The sequence below is a fragment of the Pseudomonas sp. MD330_10 genome, assembly GCF_042610415.1.
In the GTDB taxonomy this organism is placed as follows: Bacteria; Pseudomonadota; Gammaproteobacteria; order Pseudomonadales; family Pseudomonadaceae; genus Aquipseudomonas; species Aquipseudomonas rhodesiae.
In genome coordinates this window covers 111150-129851 of the sequence record NZ_JBHGZU010000003.1, presented here as the reverse complement: position 1 = coordinate 129851, position 18702 = coordinate 111150, and the positions used below count along the sequence as shown (strand labels likewise).

Annotated in this window: 12 protein-coding genes; 5 read left to right on the top strand and 7 right to left on the bottom strand. The window is 58.9% G+C overall.

The window, feature by feature from the left end; genetic code table 11:
- Positions 1–3: 3 nt before the first annotated feature.
- Both ACFZPT_RS06000 and ACFZPT_RS05995 read right to left on the bottom strand, forming a co-directional pair.
- Entirely contained in the window at positions 4–771 is a 768-nt protein-coding gene (locus ACFZPT_RS06000) for an SDR family NAD(P)-dependent oxidoreductase (protein WP_034097934.1), read from the bottom strand.
- A 21-nt stretch (positions 772–792) separates the two neighbouring features.
- On the bottom strand, positions 793–2442 hold the full coding sequence (locus ACFZPT_RS05995; RefSeq protein WP_379555066.1) for an AMP-binding protein: 1650 nt from the start codon (positions 2440–2442) through the stop codon (positions 793–795).
- A 238-nt stretch (positions 2443–2680) separates the two neighbouring features.
- Here ACFZPT_RS05995 and ACFZPT_RS05990 point away from each other — a divergent pair, with 238 nt between their 5' ends.
- From ACFZPT_RS05990 to ACFZPT_RS05970, 5 genes are all read left to right on the top strand, one after another.
- Positions 2681–3574: a bestrophin family protein gene (locus tag ACFZPT_RS05990; protein WP_034097939.1), complete on the top strand. Its 894-nt coding sequence runs from the start codon at positions 2681–2683 to the stop codon at positions 3572–3574.
- A gap of 76 nt (positions 3575–3650) precedes the next feature.
- Entirely contained in the window at positions 3651–4709 is a 1059-nt protein-coding gene (locus tag ACFZPT_RS05985) for a HEAT repeat domain-containing protein (protein WP_034113748.1), read from the top strand.
- Between the two features lie 143 nt (positions 4710–4852).
- Positions 4853–6355 (top strand): ATPase domain-containing protein, encoded by a 1503-nt coding sequence (locus ACFZPT_RS05980; protein WP_034097943.1) that lies wholly within the window; start codon positions 4853–4855, stop codon positions 6353–6355.
- Positions 6352–8031 (top strand): response regulator, encoded by a 1680-nt coding sequence (locus ACFZPT_RS05975; protein ID WP_034097945.1) that lies wholly within the window; start codon positions 6352–6354, stop codon positions 8029–8031. Before ACFZPT_RS05980 ends, ACFZPT_RS05975 begins: the two co-directional genes overlap by 4 nt.
- A 153-nt stretch (positions 8032–8184) precedes the next feature.
- Positions 8185–11982: a hypothetical protein gene (locus ACFZPT_RS05970; protein WP_379555068.1), complete on the top strand. Its 3798-nt coding sequence runs from the start codon at positions 8185–8187 to the stop codon at positions 11980–11982.
- A gap of 58 nt (positions 11983–12040) precedes the next feature.
- Here the strand turns inward: ACFZPT_RS05970 and ACFZPT_RS05965 are convergent, their stop codons facing one another.
- From ACFZPT_RS05965 to ACFZPT_RS05945, 5 genes are all read right to left on the bottom strand, one after another.
- Positions 12041–12418 carry a response regulator gene (locus ACFZPT_RS05965; RefSeq protein WP_034097949.1) on the bottom strand — a complete coding sequence of 126 codons (378 nt, stop codon included), beginning with the start codon at positions 12416–12418 and terminating at the stop codon, positions 12041–12043.
- A 79-nt stretch (positions 12419–12497) separates the two neighbouring features.
- Positions 12498–13691 (bottom strand): hybrid sensor histidine kinase/response regulator, encoded by a 1194-nt coding sequence (locus tag ACFZPT_RS05960; protein WP_034113754.1) that lies wholly within the window; start codon positions 13689–13691, stop codon positions 12498–12500.
- A complete protein-coding gene (locus ACFZPT_RS05955) occupies positions 13685–14284 on the bottom strand; it encodes a chemotaxis protein CheB (protein ID WP_034113756.1) in 600 nt (199 codons plus the stop codon). The genes ACFZPT_RS05960 and ACFZPT_RS05955 overlap by 7 nt, the downstream gene beginning before the upstream one ends.
- Positions 14281–15111: a protein-glutamate O-methyltransferase CheR gene (locus tag ACFZPT_RS05950; RefSeq protein ID WP_371263992.1), complete on the bottom strand. Its 831-nt coding sequence runs from the start codon at positions 15109–15111 to the stop codon at positions 14281–14283. Before ACFZPT_RS05950 ends, ACFZPT_RS05955 begins: the two co-directional genes overlap by 4 nt.
- On the bottom strand, positions 15112–18609 hold the full coding sequence (locus ACFZPT_RS05945) for a response regulator (RefSeq protein ID WP_034113758.1): 3498 nt from the start codon (positions 18607–18609) through the stop codon (positions 15112–15114).
- Positions 18610–18702 lie beyond the last annotated feature (93 nt).

Below are 18702 nucleotides of genomic sequence, written 5' to 3'. Positions count from 1 at the left end.
TCCTTACTTGGCCGCCATGCGCAAGGCGCCGTCGAGACGGATCACCTCGCCGTTGAGCATGCTGTTTTCAATAATGTGTCGTACCAGCGCGGCGTATTCGGCGGGTTTGCCCAGACGCGGCGGAAATGGCACGCCGGCGGCCAGGGACTCGCGCACCTCGGGGGTCATGCCCGCCATCATGGGGGTTTCGAAGATGCCGGGAGCGATGGTCATCACGCGGATGCCGAACCGCGCCAGTTCACGGGCGGCAGGCAGTGTGAGGCTGGCAATCGCGCCTTTGGACGCGGCGTACGCGGCCTGGCCGATCTGCCCGTCGAACGCGGCCACCGAAGCCGTGTTGATGATCACGCCGCGCTCGCCCTCGGCGTTGGCCTCGGTTTCGGCGATGGCCGCCGCCGCCAAACGCAACAGGTTGAAGCTGCCGATCAGATTGACGTTGATGACCTGGGCAAAACTGGCCAGGCCATGGGGGCCGTTCTTGCCGAGGATCTTCTCGCCACGCACCACACCGGCGCAGTTGACCAACCCGTGCAGCCCGCCAAATGCCGCGACAGTGGCCTGTACCGCCGCTTCGGCCGCCGCCTCCTGGCTGATATCGGCCACGGCACTGCGGGCGTTGTCGCCCAGTTGCTGGGCTTTGGCCGCCACAGCGTCGGCGTTCAAATCCACCAGCATCACCTTGGCACCGGCGGCGACCAACATCTCAGCGGTGGCCGCACCGAGGCCAGAAGCACCGCCGCTGACCAGGAATACCTTGTTTTCAATCTGCATCATTGTGTCCTTAGAAAGGGATCAAGCCACCGCTGCTTGAGCTTTGGCGATTTCCTGATTACGCAAGATAAAACGCTGCAACTTGCCGCTTGGAGTCTTGGGCAAGTCGCTGACAAATTCGATTTCCCGAGGGTAGGCATGGGCCGCCAGACGCTGACGCACATGCAGGCGCAGTTCTTCGGCCAGTTCGGGCGTGGCGCGGTATTGCTCGTTGATCACTACAAACGCCTTGACCAGCTCGGTGCGCTCCGGGTCAGGCTTGCCGACCACCGCCGCTTCGATCACCGCTGGGTGTTCGACCAGGGCGCTTTCCACGTCGAAGGGGCCTACGCGGTAGCCGGAAGTGGTGATCACATCGTCACTGCGCCCGACAAAACTGATGCTGCCGTCCGGGTTCAATTCCACGGTGTCGCCGCTAAGGTAGTACTTGCCGACGAAAGCCTTGGTTTTCACCCCTTCATAGCCGGCAAACCAGCACATCGGCGACTGCTCGCGGTCGATGGCCAGGATGCCGGGCTGGCCGGCGGGCAATTCCTGGTAGGCCTCATCCAACACCACGATGCGGTGCCCCGGCGAAGCGAAGCCGGCCGCGCCGACATGCACCGGATGGTCCAGGCCATGGTGATTGCACAGCACCATGCCCAATTCGGTCTGGCCGTAATGGTCGTGAATGGTCACCCCCAGGTTGTCGGCGAACCAGCGGATCACTTCGGGGTTCAGCGGCTCGCCGGCGCTGCTGACAATACGCAATTTGCCCTTGATCGACTGGGCGAACTGACTGCCGCCGGCAATCAGCAAACGATAAGCGGTGGGTGAACCGGTCAGGTTGGTGATCCCGTACTTATTGATCACCCGGCAGGTACTCTCCAGGGTGAATGGGCCGTCGTAGAAGGTAATCGGTTGGCCCATGGACAGCGGCCCGGTGACGCCGAAATAGATGCCATAGGCCCAGCCCGGGTCAGCGACGTTCCAGAACGCGTCTTCGGGGCGCAGGTCCACGGCGTCTCGGGTGTAGCTCTGGAACGCAACGATAGCCTTGAGCGGCACCGACAGCGCTTTGGAGGGGCCGGTGGTGCCCGAGGTGAACATCAGCAGGAACGGTTCCTCGCCGTCCAGCAGCACCGGTTCGCACAGGTTGGAATGCTTGGGCAGTTCGGCCCAGAAACTGAAGTCGCCGCGCACGATGCCTTCGCCCTTGGGGCCGGCGACCGTCACGACAGTGGGGCAATCCTGCACCTCGACAAGCTTGGGCCGATTCACGGCGTCGGTGACCACCAGCGCCGCGCCGGAGCTGTTCAAGCGGTGTTCGATGGCTTTGGGCCCGAACGCCGTGAACAACGGTTGATACACCGCACCGATGCGCCAAGTGGCCAGTACCACCACCAGCAATTCCGCCGTGCGCGGCAGCAGGCCGGCGACTTTGTCGCCACGCCCCACACCCTGGGCCACCAGGAAATTGGCGAAGCGGGCCGCCTGGTCCTGCAACTCGGTAAAGGTCACGGTGGCGCTGCGCCCGTCCTTGCCTTCCCAGAACAGCGCAATACGCCCCGGCAGCGCATAGCGGTCGCAACATTCAACGCAGGCATTGAGGCCCAGCAAGCTGCCGGCCAGGGTGGCGTCGACGGTGTGTTGGTAATCGAATTCGGTAGTGGCGGCCAAGTAATCGCGCATCGCTTCAAATCCTTGCGTATTGTTATTTTCAGGACGTTTTTCAGGACAAGAACCTGCGAAATAGTCGCTCCAGAGCGTTGCGGCAGCAATGGTCAAAGCCTTCAACTTGGCTGACTGGTTTGGCCAAGCCTTTATTGGTCATAGACCCCGCCGATCATCCGGTTGGCCCTGGCGATTGGACGCCGCGCCCGGCAGCTTCTAACCTGATGGCCTGCGCCACCGAAGAAGTTCCCGCCTGATGATCGTGCGTCCCAAGCCCAACCTGCTGGGCATCCTGTTTTCCCTCAAAGGCTCGATTGCCAAGCGCATTGCCTTGCGCAGCCTGCTGGTGACGCTGCTGGCGTCGGTGATCGTATTGGTGGAAACGCTGCACCCGGCGTACTTCTCCAAGGTCAACGCCACGCCCTTCACCTTGCTTGGGCTGTCGTTGTCGATCTTTATGAGCTTTCGCAACAACGCCTGCTATGACCGCTGGTGGGAAGGCCGCAAGCAATTGGGGCAAATGATCATTGAGGTGCGCTCGCTGATCCGACAGACCCAGGCGCTGACCGATACGTCCGAGCGCGCAAGCCTGTTGCGCGCCGTTTGTGGCTTCTCTCACGGCTTGATCGCGCGTCTGCGCCATGAAGACGAAGCCCTTGCCATCCAGCCTTGGGCGAAAGTGCAGGCCGACCATCCGAACCTGCCCGATCAGGTCCTGCAGCAATTGGGCGCGCGCTTCAGCGAGCTGGCCGGACAAGGTGCAATCAGCGAATGGCGCTACACCCAATGGGAAACACGCCTGGTCAGCCTGAGCCAGGTACAGGCCGCGTGCGAACGTATCAAGCACACCCCACTGCCCTTCCCTTACACCTTGCTGCTGCACCGCACCATCTACCTGTTCTGCATCCTGCTGCCGTTCGCCATGGCCGAACCCTTGGGCTGGCTGACCCCGGTGTTCACTGCCATCGTCAGCTACACCTTCTTCGGCCTTGATGAGATTGGCGACGACCTGGAAGACCCCTTCGGCTTCGACGAAAACGACCTGCCCTGCAACGCCATCCTGCGCACCCTGGAGCGTGAGGTCCTGGCCGCTCTAGGGGCGACGCAACTGCCGCCGGCGTTGGAGCCGGTGGAGTACGTGCTCACCTGATGCGGGTTTGACACCTGCCGTGGTCTGGTCGAAGCTTGCGCCTCTCAACGAACTGCTTACGCTTTCGGACACCTGCATGCCAAAGTCACGCCGCTACGCCCTCGTGGGCCTGTGCGCCCTGTTGTTTATCGTACTCATCACTTGGTATTTCACTCGCAGCACGCCGGTGGCGGTGCCGCCCGCGATTGCCCATGGTTACTCCAAAGCATTGAAGCAGGCGCACAATGGCGAACCGGGCGCGGCGCGCGTGCTGTATCAGCAATTGGCGCGGCCGGACCTGTCGCCCGAACGCCGCGCCGCCCTGCACGCGGAATTACCTAACTACCCCAGCCCTCAAGCCTTGAAGCTGGCGGATAAAGACTTGGCCGACCCGTCGCCCCTGGTGCGCGAGGCGGCGATCCGCAGCATCGTCGGCCTGGTGCCTACCGGCCAGCGCACACTGTTGCTCGGCCCGGTCCTCGACGACCCAGAGCAACCCGTGCGTTTTGCCGCGGCCAATGCCCTGCTGGGCTTGTCGCCAGATACCCTGGGCCTGTACTTCGGCCCGTTGCAACAGGTGCTGGACGAGTACGTCAAACACCTCAAGTCCCAGCCCGAAACTGCCGAAGGCTGGATTCAACTGGCACGCTTGTACATTCACAGTGCGCTGCTGCCCGAGGCTAAGAACGCGCTGGAACAGGCCACTCGCCTGCAACCGGACAACTTGCCGGCGGTGGTCGCGCAAATCGAGCTGTTGGATAAACAAGGCAAAACCGACGAGTCGCGGCAACTGCTGGCCCGGCAATTGGCGGCGCATCCCGAATCGGCTTACCTGCAACATGCTCTGGGCTTGTGGCTGCTGCACCACGGTGAGCGGACCTACGCGCTGCTCGGTCTTTCCAAAGCGGTAGAGTTGGAGCCGGACAATCAGGATTACCGCTACGACCTGGCCACCACCCTGCACGCCCAACAGGAACTCGAAGCCGCCCAACGTCAGCTGGAAGAAATCGTCCAGCGCCACCCGGCCAACCGCAAGGCGCGGGTGCTGTTGATCAACTACTGGAAAGAAAGCGGCCAATTGCAGAATGTGCAGGTGCTGCTCGCCCAGCTCGAACAACAGAACCCCGACGATCCCGCGCTGCAACAAGGGCTGTAGGCGTCTACAACAAATTGGAAAAAAGCGACGCCGCGCACGAACCCGGCTAAAACGTTGAACCCCCGCAATAGCCAACGGTCAAGTGCATATGGCGCGCCCGAACGGGCGTGCACCTCTCCTCGCTTGTGACCTGAGGGCACTTCTTGTCTACATCTAAAGCGCTGTTAACCGAAAAAGCGGCCACTGGCATCGAAGGTCTTGATGACATTCTTTCCGGTGGTTTGTCCCGCAGCCATTTGTTCCTGCTCGAAGGTGAGCCGGGGACCGGCAAAACTACCGTAGCCCTGCATTTCCTGCAGGCCGGCGCGAAAAACGGTGAAACATCGTTGTACATCACCCTGTCCGAAACCGAGCGCGAACTGCGCCAGGGTGCCAAGTCCCACGGCTGGGACCTGGATGACAATATCCACATCTTCGAACTGACCCCGCCCGAAAGCCTGCTGAACGCTGAACACCAGCAGAGTCTGCTGTATTCCTCAGACCTGGAACTGGGCGAAGCCACCCGGCAGATTTTCGAAGTGGTCGAGCGCGTGAAGCCGACCCGTGTGGTGGTCGACAGCCTGTCCGAGATTCGTCTGCTCGCGCAAAGCTCGTTGCGCTATCGCCGACAGATCCTCGCCATCAAGCATTACTTCGTGCGCTACGACGCCACCGTTTTGCTGCTGGACGACCTGACCACCGAATCCCTCGACAAAACCGTGCACAGCGTGGCCCATGGCGTTATTCGTCTGGAAGAACTGACGCCCAACTACGGCGCTGAACGCCGACGCGTTCGGGTGGTGAAGTACCGTGGGCAGAAATACCGCGGCGGCTTCCACGATTTCACCATCATGGGTGACGGCATCCATGTGTTCCCGCGCCTGGTGGCGGCCGAGCATCGTGGCGGCTACATCCGCCAGACCCTGAGCAGCGGCATTCGCGAACTGGATGCGCTGATGGGCGGCGGCGTAGAGACCGGCTCCAGCAGCCTGATCCTCGGCCCGGCCGGTACCGGTAAGTCGCTGATCTCGATGATCTTCGCCGCCGCCGCCGTGGCCCGTGGGGAAAAAGCCGCGCTGTTCATTTTCGATGAAGAACTGGGCCTGCTGTTCGAACGTATGAAAAACATGGGCATCGACCTCGCCGCCCTGCAAGCCACCGGCAACCTGCTGATCGAGCAGGTAGACGCCGCGGAACTGTCCCCCGGCGAGTTCTCCCACCGTGTGCGCCGCTGCGTGGACGAACGCGGGATCAAAACAGTGGTGATCGACAGCATTAACGGCTATCAGGCCGCCATGCCAGAAGAGAACGCGCTGATCCTGCATATGCACGAGCTGCTGCTGTACCTCAACCGCCGTGGTGCGGCGACCTTCATGACGGTGGCCCAGCACGGCCTCGTGGGTGACATGCAGGCGCCGGTGGACATCACTTACCTGGCCGACACTGTGATTCTGCTGCGTTATTTCGAAGCGCTGGGCAAGGTCCGTCGCGCCATCTCCATTATCAAGAAGCGCACAGGCACCCATGAATCGACGATTCGCGAATACCGCATCAGCAACCAGGGCATGACCGTGGGCCAACCACTGGATAATTTCCAAGGCGTGCTGCGCGGCATCCCCACCTACATGGGCGCCGGATCGCCGTTATTGAAGGAAGAGGGAGAGTGACAGACCTGTCTCCCGTCTCCGAGCGTGCCATTGTGCTGGCGCCCATGGGCCGCGACGGCACCTTGGCGCTGATGATGCTCAATGAGGCCGGCTACAGCGGCGTCATTGCCAGCAACCTCAAGGCCCTGTGCGAAGCCCTGGAACAGGGCGCGGGTCTGTTGATCATCGCTGCCGAGGCTTTGCGCGGCGTCGACCTGGAGCCGTTACTGGAGCATCTGCACCAGCAGCCCGCCTGGTCGGACCTGCCCATCGTGCTGCTGACCCACCACGGCGGCGGCGAGCAGAACGGCTCATCCCACCTCAGCGGCTTGTTGGGCAACGTGACCTTCCTTGAGCGACCGTTTCACCCGGTAACTTTGATCAGCCTGGTCAGCGCCGCCCTACGCGGGCGTCGCCGCCAATATGAAGCGCGGGACCGCTTGATCGACCTCGGCGAAAGCGAGCTGCGCTTGCAACGCACCCTGGAGACCCTTGAACAACAGGTCGAAGAGCGTACCGCTCAACTGCGCAACAACGAAGAAGCGCTGCGCCAATCCCAGAAAATGGAAGCGGTCGGTCAATTGACCGGCGGCATCGCCCATGACTTCAACAACATGCTCACCGGCATCATCGGTAGCCTGGAGCTGCTGCGAAGGCGTGTGGCCCGTGGCAAGCTGGACGATCTGGACAGCCTGATCGACCTGGGCGTCACCTCCGCCAACCGCGCCGCCGGCCTCACCCACCGGTTACTGGCGTTTTCTCGCCGCCAGTCCCTCGACTCCAAACCGGTGCAAATCAACCAGTTGGTCACGTCCATGGGTGAGCTGCTGCAACGCAGCATCAATGAAAGCATCGGTCTGGACATGCGTCTGAGCGAGCAATTGTGGACCGCGGAGGCCGACCCCAATCAGTTGGAAAGCGCCCTGCTCAACCTGGTGATCAATGCACGGGATGCCATGCCCAACGGTGGCAGGCTTATCGTGGAAACCACCAACCGCCATCTCGACAGCGTGTTCACTGCCGCTTATGGCTCCCTCACACCGGGCGACTACGTAGAGTTGAGTGTCAGCGACACCGGTTGCGGCATTCCCGAAAGCGTTATGGGGCGCGTGTTCGACCCGTTTTTCACCACCAAGCCGATTGGCCAGGGCACAGGGCTCGGTCTGTCGATGATCTACGGCTTTGCCCGTCAGTCCCGTGGCCATGTGATCATCCATAGCGAAGTCGGCAAAGGCACCACAGTCAGCCTGTTCCTGCCACGTTTTGTCGGCGAAGTGATCGCCCAGCAAACGCTGAATCCTACCCTGCTGCCCTACGCCACTGACGGCGAAACCGTGCTGATCGTCGAGGACGATGCGGCGGTGCGCTTGCTAGTCAGCGCAGTGCTCAAGGAGCTGGGCTACGCGTACGTCGAGGCCAGCGACGGCCACACCGCCGTGCCGATTATCCAATCCGATCAGCGTATCGACCTACTGATCAGCGATGTCGGGCTGCCAGGCATGAACGGTCGCCAATTGGCGGAAATCGGCAGGCAGCTCAGGCCGGACCTCAAAGTGCTGTTCATCACCGGTTATGCCGAGCATGCCGCAGTGCGCGGCGGGTTCCTGGATCCGGGGATGCAGTTGATCACCAAGCCGTTCACCTTCGATTTGTTGACGGCAAAAGTGCGGGAAATGATTTGCGCCCCCTCAGACTGAAGGTATCAACGCTCTGGTAAGGCTGGGAAAAACCCAGTCACTATTGTTTCGGCAGAAAGTAGGATCGCTTAGCGCCTTGCGGGTACGAAGAGGTACATGGGGGGAGGTAATCCCTTCCCCTGTAGCCCCTGAAATTACTTGAAGAGCCGTGCGATGATTGATAATTCCACACCGTTTAACCTTTCACTCCCTCTCGTTTCTCCCCTCGTCACGCCAACGTCACCTGCGGCACCTAGTCCCCTTATTCGAAATGAGCGCACGGGCACCGAAGCAACGCCTCAGGATGATGGAAACAGTGTGCTGGCTTTGCTGTTTGCCAAAGCATTAAAAGCGGGGGCGACGGACGACGGCTTTCCCGAGAATATCGATAACATTCCGAAAACATCGACCTTCGGCCAGTGGTGGACCGTTTTGCACAATGCGTTGAAGAGTCCGCCGTTTCTCAAGTGGGCCCTGGAAAAAGGCATTGACCTGTCAAAGCCTATGGAAATCTCCCCTGCCCGTGACTCGATCTCTTTTACAGTCAACGGGAAGATGCAAAAGTTCTCGGGCCCCGATCAGGGGCATAGCTGGGCAGAAGTCACGGGGCCGATCATGCGAGCCGCAGAGGTGCTTAGCCCTGAACGAAAGCCATTGAACCTGGAATCTGCACACAACAGCACATCGGCGCCCTTTGAAGTGGTTGCACACTTTCACAACGAGCTTCATAGCACGCGGTCAATGGAGTCAATCAACACGCGCGCCGCCGAACTTGAACAGAGTAAAACCTTGCGCTGGATCCCTGGCAAAGACTCCAACGATTTGGCATCTGAAAGCTATTCGACACGACTGCAGAACGAAGCAACCAAGCTGGGCGATGCTCAAAACAAGTATCTACTGGCGCGCGAACTTCTGCCCGTTATTTTGAAAAATGACGAAAACAGTGAAACCTATAAAGATTTGATGTACCGCACGAAGCTGTCGATTTATGAACGAAGAAGATTGACACCAGAAGCGGCCAAAGCTCAATTGCAGCAAAACATCCTAAATGCCCTGAAAAACACCACGATCAGCGTGAACCCTGACTCTGCATACGCCAAGTCAATGCCGGGCAACTCGGGAACTACCGTATCGTTGGAAAAGTTCATCACTGATAACGGTTGGACGATTCCCAAGACCACTGATGAGATTGTTAATTTTATTGACGTATTGATCAGTCACGCACCGAAGCAACCGTCCAACGGAAACTTCGGAGGTGCAATGGACTGGCCGATCCCATTGAGCGGCATCAGCCCCACACGCCTGACTTCTTCGCTGACGGATAAAAGTCTTGGGCTGTCCAGCCTGGACGCGTATGACTCAAATAAGGGCGTATTGGACTACCTAACGACGGACCTGCACTTCTCGACATCACAACTGCGTCATCCGCGCAAGGTGATCGAAGACATCATTGGCTCGCGCAAGGGCGAGGCCCTGAGCCAAGCCCTCCAAGATAAATTTGGCGGGCTGTCGACCCCCACAAGCGTCAATGACTGGACGTTGGCCGCCATCCACGCCACCCTCGATCCTGAAAGTACCGTAAAACCCAGCCGCACCCGGGTTGCAGGGTTTGACCTGGCGGACGCCAAACAGTGGGGCAAACACCCTTCGGAAATTTTGCAAAACTTGGCATATCACTTGTCCGGCTCGGGGCGTGTGAGCCACAAACTGGCCCCCGTTGCCGCCCACCTCTTAATGGCGCGCCGGGCTCCTGAGTTTCTGGTCAGGGATATTCCCGCGAATGTGACCTACGGCTCCCATTCGTGGGTGAGTTTCAGTACGGCGGTCGCCCGCATTGAAGCTGAGCGACCTGGGGCCTCCTCCACGTTGACATATGGCGAAATCATGGCGCGGGCGGAGCGCGCGCCTATCAGTGTTGCGGACCAGGCTACCGAGTATTCCGCTCAGACCGACGCACTTAAAGACTGGGGCGTCGCCAACGGAATCATCCCGCGAAACCCAGAAGATACTTACACTGAGACGCAGATGACGACCGTCCGCGCGGCCTATGATGCACGGGTCAGAGAGCTGAGCGCAGCCTCCCAGGCGCAAGCCACGCCAATGCCCTCGCGCAAGGAGATGGCTCTTCAAGAGTTGAAACGCGTATATGGCGACAAAATACCGTTTGAAAAGAAGTGCATCTCGTCATTCCCTGAACAGCGGGAGTATCCCGGCCCCTACTCAGTGGTTGATCTGTATTTGGAGGGTCGCCTTCTCAACCCGCCCGGTTTCGATTGGCACTCGTCCGATAGCAACGTATCGATACGACCTATCCAAGTACAGGCTGGACAATTAAAAGACGTCAATAAAGCCTTTAAGGAGGAGCTTCCAAATTACTTTAAAGGCATGAAGCAAGCCGTGGCCAGCCAAGTAAAACACTTGATATCGACGCAGCCGTTGGAAGTGCGCAAGGATTTCGAGTTCGGCGCCATCACTGTGATGCGCGCAGATGAACTTTATTATGAAAACCAGTACAACTTCTACGGCAACCTTGTTGGTCGAGCGCAAAAAACCAAGGAACGAAAAAATAACAATCTTCTGATTCGCACTCGGCGTAATGGTAAAACTCGTACATATGAAATCGATATGAAGCGCGGCAGTATTTCCCAAACGGCTATTGGCAGTGAGCCTGGCTACTATCCGCCTAGGGCAACCGAGCCCCATACAAGGTTAGTAGAAATAAAACCGACCGGCACACACGCACCCGATATCGCCGACAGTAAACCGCACGCCGACCATATACCGGACAACTTCAGCAGCGAACGAACGCGCTACATTGCGCAAGCGTTTGTGGACGACGCGAATATTGAAAAATTCGAAAAAGAAGCCACCGGCCTTACAACATTTGAGAGTGAAGTTCCTTTCTATAAGAAAGGCCGAGAGGCGATGCTCAACCTCATTCCCTTGAGATCGGCGATTAGCAACTTTCAAAAGGGCAAGATTGAAGCCGGCGCGCAGGATCTTGTGTTTGATGTCTTTGGCTTCTCTCTGGCGCTCGGTGCGGCGGCTAAGAGCGCCAAAGTCCTGCAAACCGGTGCGTCCTGGGCTGAAAAGGCCGCGCGCGCGGTGAAAATCGTAGGTAGAGCCGCCATTGGAAGTCTTAATCCATTGGGCGCGCTGGGTGATGCGGCTCGCTTGGCCCAACGCGGTGCCGTTGCCGCAGGTGGTGGGTTGAAGCGGCTATACACAGGGCTCAGCAAGGCCGACACCCTTGCACAGACGTTAAAGCCCGGGATTGCCCAGGGCACGTTGAAAGCAGCCAATGGTATCGACGACATCAGTGTAATCGCCAAACTTGATGAAACGACGGGGAACTGGCATGCGTTAGACCCTCGTACGCAGCAAGCTTACGGGTTGCCGCTCGACAATTTTCAGCCCAAAGTTCTTGGAACTGACGAGCTTAAAAAAAATATCGATCATTTGTATAAAAGTTTAGACAAAAAAACAGAAAGCACGGTCTGTCACTCAGTCGCCCTGCGTGTCGCGCAGGCAGATAAAAAAATAACTGAGAAAACGTTCCAGACTCTTCTGAGTCAGACGTCTAACCCCGTTAAACCACTCTATTACCGACTTATGGCGGTCAGCCCCGACACCCTTAAAAATACCCTCAATGCCGCCGACATCACTGAGTCCGGGGTTGTCACTTTTGTCAATCGAAACGGTGTGAGCAAAGGAGAGATCGCCCACTCCGCTTACATCCATAAGGCAGATAATGGCGAACTCACCCTTTTACACAACAATCAACTGACACTGGATCTTTACCTTGCGGGGAAATCTGGAAAAGTGGAAAAAGTGGGGTCGGCAAATGCTCACCGGCTCGGCGATGAGCAATTCGAAGCTTTTCGTAACTTCTTGAATGCAGAGGTAGGTTTTGACGTCACATTCACACCTGCCAGTCAAATCAACGCCAGAGTGATGGCGCAGGCCAGTTAAATTCACACATGGGAATTCAGGCTCAGCAAGAGCCTGAATTACGCCCAAGCGACTTTGCTCAGGCCAACAAACGCTGGATATGCTCTTGCAGCGTATCCAGATCAAACGGCTTGGCCAAGATCGGCGCATTGCGCGTGATCGGGCTGTCGCAGTCGAGAATTTCCTGCGGGTAACCGCTGATGAAAATGACCTTGAGTTCCGGGCGCAACTTGATTGCAGGCTCGGCGATCTGCACGCCAGAGATGCCACCCGGCAGTCGATAGTCAGTCACCATCAGGTCCAGATGGGGTTTGGTGGCGAGGATTTCGAAAGCCTGTTCGCCGTTGATCGCCTTCAATACCCGGTAACCCAGGCCCGCCAGGTATTCACCCAACACAAACATAATGGACTCGTCGTCTTCGACGATCAGTACGACATCTTGTGCATCTTCACTCATGGGAAGCCTTTGTCCGGTCAATTGCTGCAACTACGACCATAGGGTCACGTAGAAGGTTGCGTCGAGGCGACGATTGAGTTCACGCCGCCGGTTCAAGGGGCAAACACACGCGAAACAGAGCGCCCTCGCCTATCCGGCTCTCGACTTCGATGGTGCCGCCGTGGGCCGCGACGATCTGCTCGGAAATAAACAGCCCCAAGCCCAATCCTGCTGCAACCTGACTGGCCGATACACGCTCGAACTGTTGGAAAATGCGCTTCTGGTTTTCCTCGCTGATGCCGATACCACGGTCGCGCACTTCGACCCGCGCCTCGCCGTGTTCGCTGTACACCCGCACGTCCACCGGGCTCTTGGCGCCGTAGCGCAGTGCGTTGGTCAGCAGGTTGGTCACCACCTGCTCGATTCGGAACTCGTCCCAATGCCCCACTACAGGACCTTCGGCCGATAACTGCATGGACGACTCAGCGGCGGCGACTTGCGGAGCGAAGTTCTCCACCAAGTTGCTGACCAGTTGCGCCAGGTCGAAGCGCGCCGGGCGAATTGACAGTTTGCCGGTACGGATACGCGACACATCGAGCATGTCTTCGATCAGACGGATCAGGCTGCGGATCTGGCGCTCATCGCGATCGACCATGGCGTGCATCTTGTCCAGAGTGAACGCTGCGGCGTTGTCTCGCGCCAGGTGCATCTTGCGCAGCTGGGTTTCCAGGATCAGGCCGTTGAGGGGCGTGCGTACTTCATGGGCGACGATCGACATAAAGTCATCGCGCATGCGCACCGCCTGCTCCAGCTCGGCCTGAGTGGCCTGCAAGCGGTTGAGCAGCAGTTCCTGTTCGCGGCGGCTGCGCTCCAGCTCTTCGACCTGCAATTTCATCGCCTTACTCTGGCGATACAGGTCGACAAACACATTGACCTTGCTCTTGACCGCATGGATATCCAGCGGCTTGTGCAAGAAATCCACCGCGCCACTTTCATAGCCCTTGAATGCGTAGTTGAGTTCTCGGCCAGCGGCGCTAACAAATACGATGGGGATGTTCTTGGTCTTCTCGGTGCCGCGCATCAGCTCGGCCAACTCAAAACCATTCATGCCGGGCATCTGCACATCGAGAATCGCCATGGCGAACTCATGCTCCAGCAACAGGGACAACGCTTCGTCGGCGCTCAATGCCTTGAAAACCTGGCGATCCTCGCGCTTGATTAGCGCTTCGAGGGCCAGCAGGTTTTCCGGCAGATCGTCGACGATCAGCAGTTTGGCCTGGACAGTACTTAACATGGGGAAGATTCCAGCAAAACCAGCAATGAGCCTATCCGGCTCAAAGTCAGAATATGGTCAGGTGTCTGCAACGCCAGGGCTGCACGGGGCATAACGTCCACGCGTGCTTCCGCTGGGTCCTGTACAACAGTGGTGCCGTGTTGCTGTTTTACGTAGGCCAGTCCCCTTGCGCCGTCCTGGTTGGCGCCGGTCAGCAGGATCGCCAGCAGCCCGGGGCCGTAAGCATCCGCCGCCGAGGTGAACAGAAAATCGATGGACGGACGCGAGTGATGTACACGCTCTTCCTGGCTCAGGGACAGGCTGCGATCCTGCTCCACCGACAAGTGATAGCCGGGGCCGGCGAAGTACAAGGTACCGGGCTCGATGGATTGCTTGTCCTGGGCTTCGCGCACCGGAATGCGCAGGCGCCTGGCGAACACTTCGGCCAATTGGCTGCGGCGTTCATCCGGTAAGTGCAGCACCGCGATGATGGGCAAGCCGAAGCCGTTAGGCAGTTCGCTGAAAATACCCAACAACGCTTCGACGCCGCCGGCGGACGCGCCGACGACGATGGCTTCAATCCCGCGAATCGGGCTGGCTGCAGCGTCGTTCATGATTTGCGGTAGATCCGTTCCTGCTTGACCAAGGGTTCGAAGTGTTTGTTATAGCCGGAGAAATCCAGGGTTTCCTTGCTGCCCAGCACCAGGAAACCGCGATGGCATAGCGACTCATGAAACAATCCGAACGCTCGGTCTTGCAACTTTTTATTGAAATAAATCAATACGTTACGACAAGAAATTAATTGAGTTTCTGAGAAGACACTGTCGGTGGCCAGGCTGTGGTCGGCGAACGTCACGTTTTCCCGCAATGTCTTGTCGAATATCGCGTAATCGTATGCCGCCGTGTAGTAGTCGGCAAACGAACGTTGCCCGCCTGCCTGCTGATAATTGGTGGTGTAGGCCCGCACGTTCTCCAGGGAAAAAATGCCCTGTTTGGCTTTGTCCAAGGACGCTGGGTTGATATCGGTGGCGTAGATGATCGTACGCTCCAGCAAGCCCTCTTCGCGCAGCAGGATGGCCATGGAGTAGACCTCCTCCCCCGTGCTGCAACCGGCGATCCAGATCTTGATCGACGGATAGGTCTTGAGCAGCGGTACCACTTCCTGGCGGATCGCCAGAAAGTGCGACGGGTCGCGGAACATCTCGCTCACCGGGATCGTCAGGAACTGCAATAACTGCATGAACGCCGCCGGGTCATGCAACACCCGCTCCTGCAGCGCGGAAATGGTGGCGCAGTCGAACTGGCGCATGGCATGGGCCACGCGACGTTTGACCGACGCCCCGGAATAGTCGCGAAAGTCGTAGCTGTACTTGAGGTAAATCGCCTCGATCAGCAGGCGCAGCTCAATATCGCTGCTTTTTTCCAAAAAACTTCGCTCCACTTAAATGCGTTCCATCTTCGGCAGCCATACGCGAATCAACGAGAACAGACGATCCAAGTCGATCGGTTTGGCCAGGTAATCATTGGAGCCGGCCGCGAGGCAGCGCTCCTGGTCGTCTTTCATGGCCTTGGCAGTCACAGCGATGATCGGCAGCTTCTTCCAGCGCGGGTCCTGGCGGATCAGCGCCGTGGCCTCGTAGCCGTCCATCTCCGGCATCATCACGTCCATCAGCACCAAGTCGATGTCCTCGACCTCATTGAGGCGGTCGATGGCTTCACGGCCGTTACGCCCGATCACCACCACCGCGCCTTTGTGCTCCAAGGCGCTGGTCAGGGCGAAGATGTTGCGTACATCGTCGTCTACCAACAGGATTTTGCGCCCTTCGAACACCTTGTCGCGGCTGCGGGCGGTCTTGAGCATCTTCTGGCGTTCATGGGACAGCTGGGATTCGACTTTGTGCAGAAAGAGTGTGACTTCGTCCAGCAGCCGCTCTGGGGAGCGGGCGCCCTTGATGATGATCGAGCGCGAGTATTTGCGCAGTTCGGCTTCTTCATCGCGAGTCAGGTTGCGCCCGGTGTAGACGATCACCGGCGGGAACGAGCAGATGTCCTCGGTGGCCATGCGTTTGAGCAGCTCGTTGCCGAGCATGTCCGGGAGCTTGAGGTCGATGATCATGCAGTCATAGACGTTGCTGCGCAGCAGTTCGAGAGCTTCCTGGGCAAAGCCTACGGCGGTGATCTCGATGTCATCGTCGCCGATCAGGCGGGCAATGCTGTCGCGTTGCAGGTCGTCGTCCTCCACCAGCAGCACGCGTTTGACCTTTTGCGTCAGCTTGGCTTCCAGGCGCGCGAACACGTCCTTGAGTTCTTCACGGGTGGTGGGCTTGACTGCGTAGCCGATGGCGCCCATGTGCATGGCGGCCTCGACCCGGTCTTCCACGGAAATCACATGCACCGGGATGTGCCGGGTGCTGGCGTGTTCCTTCAGGCGTTGCAGCACGGTCAACCCGGAATGGTCCGGCAGGCGCATGTCGAGCAGGATCGCGTCGGGGATGTATTGCTCGGCCAGGTTGTAGCCTTCGTCGGCGCCGTGGGCGACCAGACATTGGTAGCCCAGCTCATGGGCCAGGTCGAACAGGATGCGGGCAAAGTTCGGCTCGTCTTCCACCACCAGGATGCAGCGCGTGGTGAACGGGGCCTTGTCGCGGTCGTCGGCAAAGCGCGGGATCTGCTCGGCATCGGCCACCGGTAAGGGCGAGACCTTGACCGGGACCGGCGCAGGTGCTGCAACCACTGGGCGCGGCGGTTCGATGGCCTGGGGCTGTTCCTCGTGCTCGACGTACTGTTCCGGCAACGTCAGGGTAAACACACTGCCCTTGCCCGGTTCGCTGGTGACGTGGATCGAACCACCGAGCAAGGTGGCCAGGTCGCGGGAAATCGACAGGCCCAAGCCCGTGCCGCCGTAACGGCGGTTGGTGGTGCCGTCGGCCTGGCGGAAGGCTTCGAAGATGCTCTCTTGCTGGTCCGGGGCGATGCCGATCCCGGAATCGCGCACCGTGAATACAATCCCGCCTTCGGCCGCGCCGGACACCGACAGGCTCACCTGGCCCTGCTCGGTGAACTTGATCGCGTTGGACAGCAGATTCTTGAGGATCTGCTCCAGACGCTGGCGGTCGGTGAACAGCATGGCCGGCGCCCCCTCTTGCACCTCCACCTGGAAACCCAGCTTGCGATCGGACGCCAGCGGTTCGAACATCCCCCGCAGACCGTCCACCAGACGTGCCACGCTGGAATTTTCCGGGCGTACTTCGAGCTTGCCGGCTTCGACCTTGGAAATATCCAGGATGTCGTTGATCAGGTTAAGCAGATCGTTGCCCGCCGAGTAGATCGACTCGGCAAACTTGACCTGCTCGGCACTGAGGTTTTCCTGGGGGTTTTCCGCCAGCAATTTGGCCAGGATCAGTGAACTATTGAGTGGCGTACGCAGCTCGTGGGACATGTTGGCGAGGAATTCGGACTTGTATTTGCTTGAACGCTGCAACTCTTCGGCGCGGTCCTCCAGCTCCAGTTGGGCCTGGTTCAGCTCGATATTCTTGCGATCCATGGCGTCGCGCTGCTCAGCCAGGGTCTGGGTCTGCTCGGCCAACTGCTCGTTGGTCTGCTCCAGTTCGGCTTGTTGGGTCTCCAGATGAACCTGAGACTCCTTGAGGATGCGCGACTGTTCTTCCAGCTCTTCGTTGGCGGTCTTGAGCTCTTCCTGCTGGACTTGCAGCTCCTCGTTGAGCTGCTGGGTTTCGGCCAGCACCTCCTGCAAACGCTGGCGATAGCGCGCGGCCTCGATGGACGTGCCGATATTGCCGGCGATCAGCTCCATCAATTCCGTATCGCGCTCCTGTAGCGGGCGCAGGAAGCCCAGTTCGATTACGCCGTTGATGCGATCATCATCACTGGTGGGCATTACCAGCACGCTGCGGGTAGCGCCTTCGCCCAGGCCCGAGCTGACTTTGAAGTAATCCACCGGCACATCGTCCAGGCGGATCAGGCGGTCCAACTGCGCGGCCTGGCCGACAATGCCTTCGTCGCTGTAGATCGCTTGCTCCTGCTGCTCCTGCTCGCGGGAGAAACCGTAGGTGGCGATGCGCTTGAGGCCGCCATGTTCTTCGCGCACATACAGTGCGCCGACCACCGAGCCCATGTATTGGGCAAAAAACTGCAGGATATTGCGTCCCAGCATGTTCAGGGTCAGTTGCCCCAGCACCTGCTCGGCCAGTTCGGTCTGGCCATTACGCAGCCACGCTTGCTGCTCCAAACGCCGAGCAATCTTCTGCTGTGACGCGAGGTTTGCGCTGTAACTCTCTGAAAGAGCTACTAGATTTTTACGCCCGACATAGGCAAGAAAACCGCTCAAACCCAGTACGAATACCAGGTACAGGCCGACGCTGATCACTGTGGTACGGGTCACGTCGGCATTGCGGGTGATCCGGAACTGCTGCTCCATTGCCACCGCTTCGTCGTACTCCTTGCGGATCTCATCGGTCAGGCGCTTGCCACGTCCGGCCTTGACGGCGCTGCGGTAGTCGCCGCTCTGGCGCTGCATATCAATCATCGTCTGGGCGTACTTGTTCCACTCCAGTTGCAGCGCCTCCAGACGCTTGAGGCGGTCGACCTGTTGCGGGTTATCGGCAACCAGTTCCTGCAGGTTACGCAGGTCGGACATGATCCGCGGTTTGGCCACCTCGTACGGATCGAGGAAGTGCTCGTCGCCGGTGATCAGGAAACCGCGCATGCCGGTTTCCTGATCGACTGTCAGCTTTGACGTCTCATTGAGGTTGTTGATGACCCGATCGGTGTGCTCCACCCACTGAATCACCGACAGCAAATAGGTGATCAGGCACACGAAAAACACCGCGCTGAGCACGCCCACACCCAGGGGCAATGCCACGTTTCGGCTCAGGAGGGTACGAAAGCTCTTTTCATCGACGGACGAAGCGGGAGTCATGGGCATGCCTTGGCCAAATACGGAAAAACGGGGAGTTTGCCCCAAACGTGGCAGTGAGGGCTATGTTTCTGACGCAACGAGCGGAACAAAACC